Source organism: Oceanimonas smirnovii ATCC BAA-899 (assembly GCF_000381965.1).
GTDB classification, from domain to species: Bacteria; Pseudomonadota; Gammaproteobacteria; order Enterobacterales; family Aeromonadaceae; genus Oceanimonas; species Oceanimonas smirnovii.
In genome coordinates this window covers 185,431-197,639 of the sequence record NZ_KB908457.1, presented here as the reverse complement: position 1 = coordinate 197,639, position 12,209 = coordinate 185,431, and the positions used below count along the sequence as shown (strand labels likewise).

Here is a 12,209-nt window from a genome sequence, read left to right as displayed (position 1 = left end):
GTCCGGTTCCGTAAATGAGTGGTAACACCAGCGATAAATCGGCATAGAATACCTTAGGGGGTAGCCGGCAACAATACCGGCCCCGGCACTGACTGTGAGGATAACGTCATGAGCGAACAAGACGACAAGCAGAAAAAAGGGTATGACGCCTTTGTGGAAGAGCTGCAGCGTCAGTGGGAAATGGCTGAAACCACCACGCTAAAAGAAGCGGTGGAAAAAACCCAGGCCTATATGGAAGCGGCCAGCGATCTGACCAAAGACGAGCTTGCGCTCATCGCTGAATATGTAAAACGGGATCTGGCCGCTTTTGGCGAAGAGAAAGGCGGCTTTCGCGACAGCCTGTTTTATCGTCGCATCAGTGAGACGGTATGGAGCTGGCTGGCTGACATTACCGACAGAAGCCAGCTGGAATGGCAGGAGCTGCGCGAAGACCTGGCTCATCACGGCGAATATCAGGCCGGTGAAGTGGTGGGGCCGGGTCTGTATGACTGCACCCTGTGCGCCCACCGCCACGAGGTGACTCACCCCGAGGTGCTGACTACCTGCCTGGAGTGCAATCACCACACCTTTATTCGCCATCCGTTAACGCCCTGAGGGCGTTACCAGAACATTGATTATTTAAATAATTGTCGCTCTGCCATGACCAGCCGGTTGTTGGCCGGCTGGCGGCAACGCAGGCCAATCAGCAGGCTGAATGCCAATATGCCCAGCAGCGGCAGGCTGCCAAATCGGGCGTAGGGTGTCAGCCCAGTCATACCAATGACGTCGGCGGTCAGCACCCCTTTTTCAAACTGAGGCAGACTGGCGGTCATGCGGCCTTTTTCATCGGTCACCAGCGTGACGCCATTATTGGTAGCACGGATCATGGGCCGGCCCAGCTCAAGGGCACGCATGCGGGCAATTTGCTGATGTTGCCAGGGGCCGATGGAGCGGCCAAACCAGGTGTCGTTCGATACCGTCAGCAGAAAGTCGGTTTCCGGCTTCAGGTTATCGCGTACCAGGCCGGGAAAGGCCACTTCATAGCAGATAGCCACACTCATGTCCCTGCCGGCGGCCTTCAGATCCGCCTGCTCGTTTGTGCCCCGGGAAAAAGACGACATGGGCAGGTTGAAAAAGGGAGCCAGCGGGCGCAGCAGATTACCAAAGGGCACAAACTCACCAATGGGCACCAGTTGTTGTTTGTAATAGCGGTTACTCTGACCGGGCTGATAATCACCGCTGCCAAGGCCCAGTACGGCGTTATAAACATGGTCGTCGTTGGGGCGGGACACCAGGCCGGTGATCAGCGATTGTCCCCGTTCAAACATCAGTTTGTCGACCTGCTCCAGCCAGGGAGCCAGTTGCTGCTCCGAGGCAGGCAGAGCTGACTCGGGCCAGATCACCACATCGGCATTTAATGCCGGGCGGGTCAGATCCAGATAACGTTGCAGGCTCAGCTCCAGCTGGCCCGGAATCCACTTCAGGGATTGCTCTATGTTGCCCTGCACCAGAGCCACTCTAAGCGGTTGTGTGGGAGACACCCATTGCAGTTGCTGACTGGCCACCCCCAGCCCCCAGAGCACACCGGTAAAGGCCAGTGCACGCCAGCGCCGGTTTGCCCCTGCCCACCAGAGCACAGCGGCAGAAAAGGTCAGCAGCCAGCTGATGCCCTGCACTCCCAGTATGGGGGCCAGCCCTGCCACCGGGCCGTCGAGCTGAGAGTAGCCCGCCCACAGCCAGGGAAAGCCGGTCAGCACCCAGCCCCGCAGCCAGTCGGCGCCTATCAGCAATACCGGCAGCACCCACAGTAACCGCGCCCGGGGCGAGGCCACAAAGCGATGGGCCAGCCACAGCGCCAGGCCGGTATAGGCCGACAGATAGGCCGCCAGCAGGGCCACCAGCACAAAGGCCACCGGCAGCGGCAGGCCGCCGAACAGTGTCATGCTGTTGTGGATCCACCACAGGCCGGGCAGGTACAAGCCCAGGCTCCAGGCAAAGCCACGGCGGGCAGCAGCGCCCGGGGCGCAGTGATGAGTTAAGGCAAACAGGCCCGTCAGTGATACCAGCGCCAGAGGCCAGATATCAAAAGGACTGAAGGCTAAAACGCCAAGGGCCCCGCATAGCAGGGCCCCGAATAATGGCAGCAATTTATACACTTATGCCGGCTCCGATGAGGAGGTTTCCTGATTGTCCGGTATCTTAACCTGTAACTGCAGCAGGCGTCGACGGTCGGCATGAGCCACCTTAAATACAAAACCGTTCAGCTCCAGCTGTTCGCCCTTGCCGGGCAGGTGGCCAAAAGCGTGCATCACCAGACCGCCGACGGTATCGGCTTCTTCATCGCTGAAGTCGGAGTTGAAAAAGTCGTTGAAATCATCAATGTCGGTAAGTGCCGCCACCGAGAACACCCGCTTGCTGATCTGGCGGATTTCAGCGCTTTCTTCGGCATCAAACTCGTCTTCAATATCACCCACAATCAGCTCGAGAATATCTTCAATGGTGACCAGGCCCGACACGCCGCCAAATTCATCCACGACGATGGCCATGTGGTAGCGCTCTTCGCGGAATTCCTTGAGCAGCTTGTCGAGGCGTTTACTCTCGGGCACCACCACGGCGGGACGAAGGACCTTTTCAATGGAAAAGTCTTCTTCGGTGAGGCCAAAGCCGTAGGGCAGCAGATCCTTGGCCAGCAGTATGCCTTCAATATGATCCTTGTCTTCGTTCACCACCGGAAAACGGGAGTGGGTAGACTCGATGATCATGGGCAAAAAGCTGGAGACCGGCTGGGATTTTTCCACCGTCACCATCTGGGAGCGGGGGATCATGATGTCGCGAACCCTGAGTTCGCTCACTTCCAGTACGCCTTCAATCATGTCTTTGGTGTCCTGATCAATCAGATCCCGTTCACCCGCGTCCATGATTACTTCTACCAGTTCTTCCCGGTTCTTCGGTTCGCCCTGAAACATCTGGCCCAGTCGTTCAAGCCAGTTTTTCTTTGCGGACGAACCGTTGTCTGAGTGTGAATTGTCGTCGCTCACTTGTTAACCTTCGTCGTCGTCTTGATAGGGGTTATCCATGCCCAGCCCGGCCAGAATAACAATCTCTCTGGCCTCCATTTCTTCGGCTTCATCATCCTTAATATGGTCAAACCCGAGTAAATGCAAGCAACCATGCACCACCATGTGCGCCCAGTGTGCCTGCAAGGGCTTATTTTGCTCGGCGGCTTCCCGCTCTACTACCTGCCGGCAGATCACCAGATCGCCCAGCAGCGGCAGCGCTATGCCGGGTGGTGCCTCAAACGGAAACGACAGCACATTGGTTGGTTTGTCTTTGCCGCGGTAGTCCCGGTTAAGCGCCTGACTTTCTGCTTCATCTACCAGCCGCACCGTCATTTCGGTTTCATCGCGCTCACCGTTGAGGGCGGCAGTCAGCCACCGCTCAAAATCCTGCTCGGTTGGCAGGCCGGGTGCCTCATCGCAGGCGATTTGCAGATCCAGCCACAGTGTCATGCTGATGATGCTCCGTTGGTGTTGCTTTGCTGGCGCTTCTGGGCGTCATCAAAGGCTTCATAGGCGCGCACTATGCGTGCCACCACAGGGTGGCGTACCACGTCTTCGGCGCGAAAGAAGTTGAACGACAGGCCTTCTACGCCGCTCAAGACCTCAATGGCGTGGCGCAGGCCGGATTTGGCGTTGCGGGGCAGGTCAATCTGCGTGATGTCACCGGTGATCACCGCCTTGGAATTAAAGCCAATACGGGTGAGGAACATTTTCATCTGCTCCACAGTGGTGTTCTGGCTTTCATCCAGGATCACAAAGGCATCGTTCAGGGTGCGTCCGCGCATGTAGGCCAGCGGGGCCACTTCAATGACGTTGCGCTCAATGAGCTTTTCCACCCGCTCAAAGCCCAGCATTTCAAACAGGGCATCGTAAAGCGGGCGCAGGTAAGGATCCACTTTCTGGCTCAGATCGCCGGGCAGAAAGCCAAGCTTCTCGCCTGCTTCCACTGCCGGCCGGGTAAGCAGAATGCGGCGGATTTCCTGACGCTCTAGCGCGTCGACTGCCGCAGCTACCGCCAGATAGGTTTTGCCGGTGCCTGCCGGGCCAATACCAAAGGTGATATCGTGGCTCAGAATATGGGCCACATAGTGCGCCTGATTGGGGCTGCGCGGCTTGATAAGGCCCCGCTTGGTCTTGATGGTCACTTCCTTGCCGTAGCGATAGCCGGCATCGTCTTCGTCGTCCTGCTCCAGCACGCGGCTTTCCTTGATGGCCAGATGTACCTGTTCAGGGGTGATATCGGGCACGGGCTGGCCCTTGACGGACTGAGTGTCGACGTAAAGGCGGGTGAGAATGTCGTTGGCCACCTGAGCCAGACGCGCGGGGCCGACAATCTGAAAGTGCTCATCGCTGTGGTTGATTTCCACCCCTAAACGGCGTTCCAGCTGTTTGATATTGTCGTCAAAGGGGCCGCACAGGCTGACCAGACGCTGGCCGTCGGCGGGTTGCAGTTCAAGGTCCAGATGAGTGACGTTGGCTGTCAAGGTAACTCCTGTTCAAAAGCTGGAAGCGATAAGCTCGAAGCTGGAAGCGGAGTGACTTGCTGTTGACTTCCAGCTTCCAGCTTCCAGCTTCAAGCTGCTGTTAAGGGGTAAAAGTGGCGACACCGGTGTCGTCGGGCACGCCGTCTGGGCGGCGGGCCAGAATGCTTTGGGGTGACACCTGAGTGCGCAGATCCATGCCGTCTTCGCCGTGCAGGAATTTGCCGCGCAGGCTGTGGGGCATCACTTCGGTGATCTCCACATCGGCAAAACCGCCAATCAGGGTATGCGGGCCTTCAAAGTTCACCACCCGGTTGTTCTCGGTGCGACCGCGCAGCTCCATGGGGTTCAGCTTGGACGGCCCTTCCACCAGAATACGCTGGACGGAGCCGAGCATCTGCCGGCTGATCAGCTGTGCCTGATTATTGATGGTGTTCTGCAACCGGTACAGGCGCTGTTTTTTCTCTTCCATCGAAATATCGTCGGGCAAATCGGCGGCCGGTGTGCCCGGACGGGGGCTGTAAATAAAGCTGAAGCTCATATCAAAGCCCACGTCTTCAATGAGTTTCATGGTCTTTTCAAAGTCGTCGGCCTCTTCCCCGGGAAAGCCCACAATAAAGTCGGAGCTGATGGTGATGTCGGGGCGCGCGGCCCTGAGCTTGCGAATCTTGGACTTGTATTCAATGGCGGTGTGCGGGCGCTTCATCAGGGTGAGAATGCGATCCGAGCCGCTTTGCACCGGCAGGTGCAGGAAACTTACTACTTCAGGCGTGTCTTTATACACCTCAATAATGTCATCGGTGAACTCGATGGGATGACTGGTGGTGTAACGAATGCGGTCGATGCCGTCGATGGCGGCCACCAGCCGCAGCAGCTCGGCAAAGGTGCAAATGTCGCCGTCATGGGTTTCGCCCCGGTAGGCGTTGACGTTCTGGCCCAGCAGGTTCACTTCCCGCACGCCCTGATCGGCAAGCTGGGCGATTTCATAAAGCACATCGTCCAGCGGGCGGCTCACTTCCTCGCCGCGGGTATAGGGCACCACGCAGAAGGAGCAATATTTGGAGCAGCCTTCCATAATGGACACAAAGGCGGTGGCCCCTTCGGCTTTGGGCTCGGGCAGGTTGTCGAACTTTTCAATTTCCGGGAATGCCACGTCTACCTGAGCACCACGGCCCTCAAGCACGGATTTGATCATGGCGGGCAGCCGGTGCAGGGTTTGCGGACCGAACACAATGTCCACAAAAGGCGCGCGGGCACGAATGGCATCTCCTTCCTGGGACGCCACGCAGCCGCCCACACCAATCACCAGTTTGGGGTTGGCTTCCTTGAGCGGACGCCAGCGCCCGAGCTGATGAAAGACCTTCTCCTGGGCCTTCTCGCGAATGGAGCAGGTGTTAAGCAGCAGCACATCGGCTTGGTCTGCTTCTTCGGTAAGCTGGTAGCCGTGGCTGGCATCCAGCAGATCGGCCATCTTGGATGAATCGTATTCGTTCATCTGACAGCCCCAGGTTTTGATATGAAGTTTTTTGCTCATGGCGCTCTAGTTACTGCTGTGAGTCGTGCATTTTGGACCGGGCATTCTACTCTTTTCTCTGCACAGTGGCCAGATAATATCCAGTCGCGGTCCGGTGCCAAATGAGCAAATTGCCGTCGGCCAAACAATGAGAGTTAGGGTAGAATAACGGAAAAATCCGGAGGGTAAACAATGCAACAGTGTGATATCGCTATTGTAGGCGGCGGCATGGTAGGGGCGTTGGCCGCTGCCATGCTGGCATCTGCCGGGCTATCCATTCGCGTGCTGGAAGGCCGCCAGCCCGTCGAGTTTTCACCCGCACAACCTCATGATCTGCGTATTTCTTCCATCAGTGCCGCCTCGGTAAGGCTGTTGCAGCAGGCCGGTGCCTGGCAGGCCATTACTCACATGCGCGCCTGGCCTTACCAAAAGCTGGAGGCGAGCGAGTGGCAGGGCTTTGCCACTCATTTCAGTGCTGAAGAGCTGGACTGTGAGTATCTGGGCTACATGCTGGAAAACCGTATTATTCAGTTGGGTCTGTGGCAGACCCTGGCCCAGTGGCATAACGTGACCATCGACTGCCCTCAGACCATGGAGACACTGCAACAAACCCCCGAAGGTGCCTTGCTCACCCTGGGTAATGGCGAGCAATTGCAGGCCCGGCTGGTGCTGGCCTGTGACGGGGCCGAGTCCCGGGTGCGGCAGCTGGCGGGCATGGGCGTGACCGCCTGGGACTATGCCCAGCAGTGTATGCTGATCAGCGTGGCAGGAGCGCAGCTTGAGCAGGACATTACCTGGCAGCAGTTCTGTTCATCCGGCCCCCGGGCGCTGTTACCGCTGGGCAACGGCAAAGCCTCGCTGGTGTGGTATGACAGCAAAGACCGTATTGAGCAGCTGGCGGCCCTGAGTAATGAGGCGCTGGCTGCCGAGGTGGCGGCGCATTTTCCGCCCCGGCTTGGCCCGGTGACCGTGCTCGATAAAGGCCACTTTCCTCTGCGCCGGCGTCATGCCAACCAGTACGTAAAGGGAAGGGTGGTGCTGCTGGGGGATGCAGCCCACACCATCAATCCGCTGGCGGGGCAGGGGGTAAACCTGGGCTTCAAGGACGTGGCGGTGCTGAGTGAGCTGGTTCATCAGGCGGTGGAGCAGGGTGAGGATATTGCCGCCCCTGAGCTGCTCAAGCGCTTTGAACGCCGCCGCCGTCCCGACAACTTGCTGATGCAGGGGGCCATGGATGTGTTTTATCAGGCCTTCAGCAACGAGCTGCCACCGCTCAAGCTGCTGCGTAACCTGGGGCTAAAGGCCGCCGAGCACAGCGGACCGCTGAAAAAGCAAGTGATGAAATACGCCATGGGACTTTAACTGCGGGGGAGCAGGGAATGGGGAATTGGGACAGGTACGATTCCCTAATCCCTAATCCCTAATCCCTAATCCCTAATCCCTAATCCCTAATCCCTAATCCCTAATCTCAGAAAGCAAAAAACCGGCTCAGAGGCCGGCTTTTCGATATATGGCTGGGGTACCAGGATTCGAACCTGGGAATGGCGAGATCAAAACCCGCTGCCTTACCGCTTGGCGATACCCCAATTTTTTAAATGGTGCGGGAGGCGAGACTTGAACTCGCACACCTTGCGGCGCCAGAACCTAAATCTGGTGCGTCTACCAATTTCGCCACTCCCGCAAAAGAGTGGTGGCTATGGCGGGATTCGAACCTGCGACCCCATCATTATGAGTGATGTGCTCTAACCAACTGAGCTACATAGCCACATAAAGCATTGAGTCGCCTCAATGTTCCTGAAACGTCTGAAGTGCATCTGGTGCTGTATCTTCAACATTTCCTGAAAATGGCTGGGGTACCAGGATTCGAACCTGGGAATGGCGAGATCAAAACCCGCTGCCTTACCGCTTGGCGATACCCCAACAGCTGCGCCCGTATTTTTAACATATACCAGCACATTTGAAAATGGCTGAAGATAAGCAGAAAATTTTTCTTCAACCTTTTCTGAAAATGGCTGGGGTACCAGGATTCGAACCTGGGAATGGCGAGATCAAAACCCGCTGCCTTACCGCTTGGCGATACCCCAGCAATGGTGGCTATGGCGGGATTCGAACCTGCGACCCCATCATTATGAGTGATGTGCTCTAACCAACTGAGCTACATAGCCACTGCTTGTTGATGACCTTCCGTCACCGAACGGGGCGCATTATGCGTATCCGTTCCGACAGCGTCAACCTCTTTTCTTCAAAAAATTGCTTTGCAGCAGCCGGTTGGCCACAAACTGAACGGCTTGTCGTGAAGCTGAGCAAAAGCCGGTGAGATTTACAGCATTGGGGGATTAGGGAGGAAGTAGGTTGGGACGAGTCCCAACCTTCCCTCAAAAGGGCTTACACGTTAAACAGGAAGTTCATCACATCACCGTCTTTAACGATGTAATCCTTGCCCTCGGCACGCTGTTTGCCCGCTTCCTTGGCACCCTGTTCACCTTTATAGGTGATGTAGTCTTCATAAGCTATGGTCTGGGCGCGTATAAAGCCTTTTTCAAAGTCGGTATGAATTTTACCGGCGGCCTGAGGGGCGGTGGCACCCACAGGAATGGTCCAGGCGCGTACTTCTTTCACTCCGGCAGTAAAGTAAGTCTGCAGGTTAAGCAGCTCATAACCGGCGCGGATCACCCGGTTCAGACCCGGCTCTTCCAGACCCATGTCGTCCATGAATTCGGCGGCTTCTTCTGCATCCAGCTCGGCAATTTCCGACTCCATGGCGGCACATACCGGCACTACGATGGCGTTTTCAGCGGCAGCAATGGCTTCCACCTCGGCCAGCAGGGGATTGTTTTCAAAGCCGTCTTCATTGACGTTGGCAATGTACATGGTGGGTTTGATGGTAAGGAAGTTCAGATAGTCGATGGCCGCCCGCTCTTCCTTGGTCAGCTCCACGCTGCGCAGCACTTTGGCTTCTTCCAGTACCGGCAGCAGTTTTTCCAGTACCGAGACCTCGAACTTGGCATCCTTGTCGCCGCCCTTGGCTTTCTTGGCATTGCGGGTAATGGCACGCTCGCAGGTGTCGAGATCCGCCAGGGCCAGCTCGGTATTAATGATTTCGATATCGTCTTTCGGTGATACCTTGCCGGCCACATGCACTATATTGTCGTTTTCAAAGCAGCGTACTACATGACCGATGGCATCTGTCTCGCGAATATTGGCCAGGAACTTGTTGCCAAGACCTTCGCCCTTGGAAGCACCTGCTACCAGACCGGCGATGTCCACAAACTCCATGGTGGTGGGCAGCACCCGCTGAGGGTTAACAATTTTGGCCAGGGCGTCGAGACGCTTGTCCGGCACCGGCACCACGCCGGTGTTCGGCTCTATGGTACAGAACGGAAAGTTGGCCGCTTCGATGCCGGCCTTGGTCAGTGCGTTGAACAGGGTGGATTTGCCTACGTTGGGCAGACCCACAATACCGCATTTAAAACCCATGATAATGTCCTGAATTACTTGGTGGAATTGGCGTTGAAGGCATGCAGGCGGTTCATTGCCTTGACCATGCCGTCACTGAATAAAATATCGGTGGCGCGGGCAGCTTCGTCCACGGCGGCATCAAGCAGAGTCTGCTCGGCAGCCGGGGCCTTGGTCAGTACAAAGCCAGAGACCCGGGATTTATCGCCCGGATGGCCTATGCCCAGCCGCAGCCGGTAAAAGTTCTTGTTGTTGCCAAGGCAACTGATAATGTCGCGCAGGCCATTATGGCCGCCATGGCCGCCGCCCTGCTTGAAGCGGGCTATGCCCGGTGACAGGTCCAGCTCGTCGTGGGCCACCAGAATTGACTCGGGCGGGATCTGGTAAAAGTTGGCCAGAGCCGCTACCGCTTTACCCGAGCGGTTCATAAAGGTGGCGGGCACCAGCAGACGCACCTCTTTGCCGCCAATGCGCACGCGCCCGGTCCAGCCGAAGAATTTGCCTTCTTCCTTGAGCTGAGTGCCGTGCATGCGGGCCAGCTCGGCCACATACCAGGCACCGGCATTGTGCCGGGTCTGGGCGTATTCCGGGCCGGGGTTAGCCAGTCCGACAATAAGTTCGATAGATTGCATAGCTGAATTGGCCGTTAAAATGACGCCATATTCTAATGAAGTGCGGTGATAATGGCCACCATGAGGGACTTTCAGATTAATTGTTTACAATCTGTGCTATGATTGTTCATTCAAAAGTGAGTCCTTCACTTTTTGCTTTATCTGCACAGAATCTATTTTACGGACATCATCATGCTTGAACTTTTGGGCTGGTCCCTGCTTGCCGGCGTGGTTAATGCGCTGGCCGGTGGCGGTCTGTTTTTTACTCTGCCGGCACTGTTGGGGGCAGGCATTCCCAGCACCGGGGCCGTGGCCACCGCCAGTGTGGCGTCCTGGCCCGGTTATGTGAGCGCCTTCTGGGGCATGCGCAAGCGCCTGCGGGGCGGCCCGCTGCTGGCGCTGACGCTGATTGGCCTTGCCGGTGGCGGTCTGGGGGCTTTTGCCCTGACCCGGTTTCAGGCTGACAATTTTAACTATCTGGTGCCCTGGCTGCTGCTGGGGGTGAGCCTGCTTTATGGCCGCCAGCTGCTGAGCAGCAAAGGGTTTGAGGGGCCTTTGCTGATGAAACCTGCAGCCTGGCCGGCACTCCTGGGGGGCAGTTTTTACGGCGGCTTTTTTGGCGGTGGCCTTGGGGTTCTGCTGATGGCGCTGATGGGCCAGCTGCGCATGGGCTCCAGTTTGCAGCAACATGCCATCAAGTTGTATCTGTCGATGCTGGCCAGCGGTGCCACTATAGTGGTGTATTCCGTGTCGGGGCTGGTGTACTGGCATGAGGCGCTGCTGCTGGCGCTGGGTTATCTGCTTGGCGGCAAGCTGGGTGCCCGGGTGCTGGAATGGATAAAACCCCGCCTGCTGGCCTGGGGCATTGTCGCCTTTGGTATGGCGCTGAGCGGGTATTATTTTATTCGTTTTTACACCCCCTTCGGGGAGCTGTAATGGATACGCAATGTGAAGCATCAGTGCGGTTACGCTCCGCCGACACGCTTCGGGCCCATCCCTGGGACGCTCGTCAAATGTCATCCATGACATTTGACGGTCGGCTTCGGCAATCCCCACTGCTGCTTCATTAAACATTGGCGTTGACTGTATGCATGTCCGTTGCAATTACAAAAAAGCCCGCGAATCTCGCGGGCTTTTACTTCCAGCTGTTTTGTCCGTGCTTATTGCTCGAACATGGCGGAGATGGACTCTTCGTTGCTGATGCGACGAATGGCCTCGGCCATCATGGGCGACAGGGTCAGTTGCTTGACCTTGCTGATGGCCTTGATTTCATCGCTCAGGGGCACGGAGTCGGTGATGATGACTTCATCGATTACTGAGTCCTTGATGTTCTGGGCGGCGTTGCCGGAGAACACGGCATGGGTGGCATAGGCAAATACGCGCTTGGCACCACGGTTTTTCAGCGCTTCAGCGGCCTTGCACAGGGTGCCGCCGGTGTCGATCATGTCGTCGACGATCACGCAGTCACGGCCTTCCACGTCACCGATAAGGTGCATTACCTGAGACACGTTGGCGCGGGGGCGGCGCTTGTCGATAATGGCGATATCGGTTTCGTCCAGCAGTTTGGCCACGGCACGGGCACGCACCACACCACCAATGTCGGGAGACACCACAACGGCATCCTGCAGGCCTTTGGCTTTCATGTCTTCCAGCAGTACCGGGGTACCGAATACGTTGTCTACCGGCACGTCAAAGAAGCCCTGAATCTGCTCGGCGTGCAGATCTACGGTGAGTACTCTGTCTACACCCACGCTGGACAGGAAGTCGGCCACTACCTTGGCAGTGATCGGCACCCGGGCAGAACGCACACGGCGATCCTGACGAGCGTAGCCGAAGTAAGGAATGACAGCGGTAATACGACCGGCAGAGGCCCGACGCAGGGCGTCGACCATGACGATAAGCTCCATCAGGTTGTCGTTGGTGGGCGCACAGGTGGACTGGATGATGAAGACATCGCCGCCGCGTACATTTTCGTTGATTTGTACGCTGATCTCACCATCGCTGAAACGGCCAACATCGGCAGCACTCAGTTTGATGAAAAGACGATCGGCGATACGTTGGGCGAGTTCCGGCGTTGCATTACCAGCAAACAGCTTCATGTCGGGCACGG

Annotated in this window: 11 protein-coding genes and 6 tRNA genes; 3 read left to right on the top strand and 14 right to left on the bottom strand. The window is 57.0% G+C overall.

Annotation, left to right across the window (positions count from 1 at the left end):
- Positions 1-108 precede the first annotated feature (108 nt).
- The gene (locus G364_RS0106590) at positions 109-594 is read left to right on the top strand and encodes a zinc ribbon-containing protein (RefSeq protein WP_019934356.1); all 486 of its coding nucleotides are present in this window, start codon (positions 109-111) and stop codon (positions 592-594) included.
- Between the two features lie 20 nt (positions 595-614).
- On the opposite strand, the gene lnt is transcribed toward G364_RS0106590, so the two are convergent.
- The 5 genes from lnt to miaB all read right to left on the bottom strand — a co-directional run bounded on the left by lnt (position 615) and on the right by miaB (position 6,053).
- Positions 615-2,135, bottom strand: coding sequence for an apolipoprotein N-acyltransferase (gene lnt, locus G364_RS0106585; protein ID WP_019934355.1), 1,521 nt, complete (start codon positions 2,133-2,135; stop codon positions 615-617).
- A complete protein-coding gene (gene corC, locus G364_RS0106580) occupies positions 2,136-3,017 on the bottom strand; it encodes a CNNM family magnesium/cobalt transport protein CorC (protein WP_026344742.1) in 882 nt (293 codons plus the stop codon). It lies immediately after the preceding gene.
- 3 nt (positions 3,018-3,020) lie between these two features.
- Entirely contained in the window at positions 3,021-3,488 is a 468-nt protein-coding gene (gene ybeY, locus G364_RS0106575; RefSeq protein ID WP_019934353.1) for an rRNA maturation RNase YbeY, read from the bottom strand.
- Positions 3,485-4,522: a PhoH family protein gene (locus G364_RS0106570; protein ID WP_019934352.1), complete on the bottom strand. Its 1,038-nt coding sequence runs from the start codon at positions 4,520-4,522 to the stop codon at positions 3,485-3,487. Before G364_RS0106570 ends, ybeY begins: the two co-directional genes overlap by 4 nt.
- Before the next feature lie 100 nt (positions 4,523-4,622).
- Positions 4,623-6,053 carry a tRNA (N6-isopentenyl adenosine(37)-C2)-methylthiotransferase MiaB gene (gene miaB, locus G364_RS0106565; RefSeq protein ID WP_019934351.1) on the bottom strand — a complete coding sequence of 477 codons (1,431 nt, stop codon included), beginning with the start codon at positions 6,051-6,053 and terminating at the stop codon, positions 4,623-4,625.
- 171 nt (positions 6,054-6,224) lie between these two features.
- On the opposite strand from miaB, the gene G364_RS0106560 reads away from it, so the two are divergent.
- Positions 6,225-7,394, top strand: coding sequence for an FAD-dependent monooxygenase (locus G364_RS0106560; RefSeq protein WP_019934350.1), 1,170 nt, complete (start codon positions 6,225-6,227; stop codon positions 7,392-7,394).
- Between the two features lie 149 nt (positions 7,395-7,543).
- On the opposite strand, the gene G364_RS0106555 is transcribed toward G364_RS0106560, so the two are convergent.
- The 8 genes from G364_RS0106555 to pth form a co-directional block, all read right to left on the bottom strand.
- Positions 7,544-7,618: transfer RNA gene (locus G364_RS0106555), tRNA-Gln, on the bottom strand.
- Between the two features lie 10 nt (positions 7,619-7,628).
- A tRNA-Leu gene (locus tag G364_RS0106550) sits at positions 7,629-7,713 on the bottom strand.
- Positions 7,714-7,720: 7 nt separating this feature from the next.
- Positions 7,721-7,797, bottom strand: a tRNA-Met gene (locus G364_RS0106545).
- A gap of 80 nt (positions 7,798-7,877) precedes the next feature.
- Positions 7,878-7,952, bottom strand: a tRNA-Gln gene (locus G364_RS0106540).
- An 89-nt stretch (positions 7,953-8,041) separates the two neighbouring features.
- Positions 8,042-8,116: transfer RNA gene (locus tag G364_RS0106535), tRNA-Gln, on the bottom strand.
- A 4-nt stretch (positions 8,117-8,120) separates the two neighbouring features.
- A tRNA-Met gene (locus tag G364_RS0106530) sits at positions 8,121-8,197 on the bottom strand.
- A 220-nt stretch (positions 8,198-8,417) separates the two neighbouring features.
- The gene (gene ychF, locus G364_RS0106525; protein ID WP_019934349.1) at positions 8,418-9,509 is read right to left on the bottom strand and encodes a redox-regulated ATPase YchF; all 1,092 of its coding nucleotides are present in this window, start codon (positions 9,507-9,509) and stop codon (positions 8,418-8,420) included.
- A gap of 14 nt (positions 9,510-9,523) precedes the next feature.
- Positions 9,524-10,120 (bottom strand): aminoacyl-tRNA hydrolase, encoded by a 597-nt coding sequence (gene pth, locus G364_RS0106520; protein ID WP_019934348.1) that lies wholly within the window; start codon positions 10,118-10,120, stop codon positions 9,524-9,526.
- A gap of 171 nt (positions 10,121-10,291) precedes the next feature.
- Between pth and G364_RS0106515 the strand changes: the two genes are divergently transcribed.
- Positions 10,292-11,035 (top strand): TSUP family transporter, encoded by a 744-nt coding sequence (locus G364_RS0106515; RefSeq protein WP_019934347.1) that lies wholly within the window; start codon positions 10,292-10,294, stop codon positions 11,033-11,035.
- 224 nt (positions 11,036-11,259) lie between these two features.
- On the opposite strand, the gene G364_RS0106510 is transcribed toward G364_RS0106515, so the two are convergent.
- Complete coding sequence (locus tag G364_RS0106510) at positions 11,260-12,207, bottom strand: ribose-phosphate pyrophosphokinase (protein ID WP_040614524.1); 948 nt, start codon at positions 12,205-12,207, stop codon at positions 11,260-11,262.
- Between the last annotated feature and the right edge of the window lie 2 nt (positions 12,208-12,209).

Bases quoted from the DNA above. Each gene is read 5' to 3' on its own strand.
- G364_RS0106590 (WP_019934356.1), top strand. From the start codon at position 109: ATGAGCGAACAAGACGACAAGCAGAAAAAAGGGTATGACGCCTTTGTG.
- ybeY (WP_019934353.1), bottom strand. From the start codon at position 3,488: ATGACACTGTGGCTGGATCTGCAAATCGCCTGCGATGAGGCACCCGGC.
- miaB (WP_019934351.1), bottom strand. From the start codon at position 6,053: ATGAGCAAAAAACTTCATATCAAAACCTGGGGCTGTCAGATGAACGAA.
- G364_RS0106560 (WP_019934350.1), top strand. From the start codon at position 6,225: ATGCAACAGTGTGATATCGCTATTGTAGGCGGCGGCATGGTAGGGGCG.
- ychF (WP_019934349.1), bottom strand. From the start codon at position 9,509: ATGGGTTTTAAATGCGGTATTGTGGGTCTGCCCAACGTAGGCAAATCC.
- pth (WP_019934348.1), bottom strand. From the start codon at position 10,120: ATGCAATCTATCGAACTTATTGTCGGACTGGCTAACCCCGGCCCGGAA.
- G364_RS0106515 (WP_019934347.1), top strand. From the start codon at position 10,292: ATGCTTGAACTTTTGGGCTGGTCCCTGCTTGCCGGCGTGGTTAATGCG.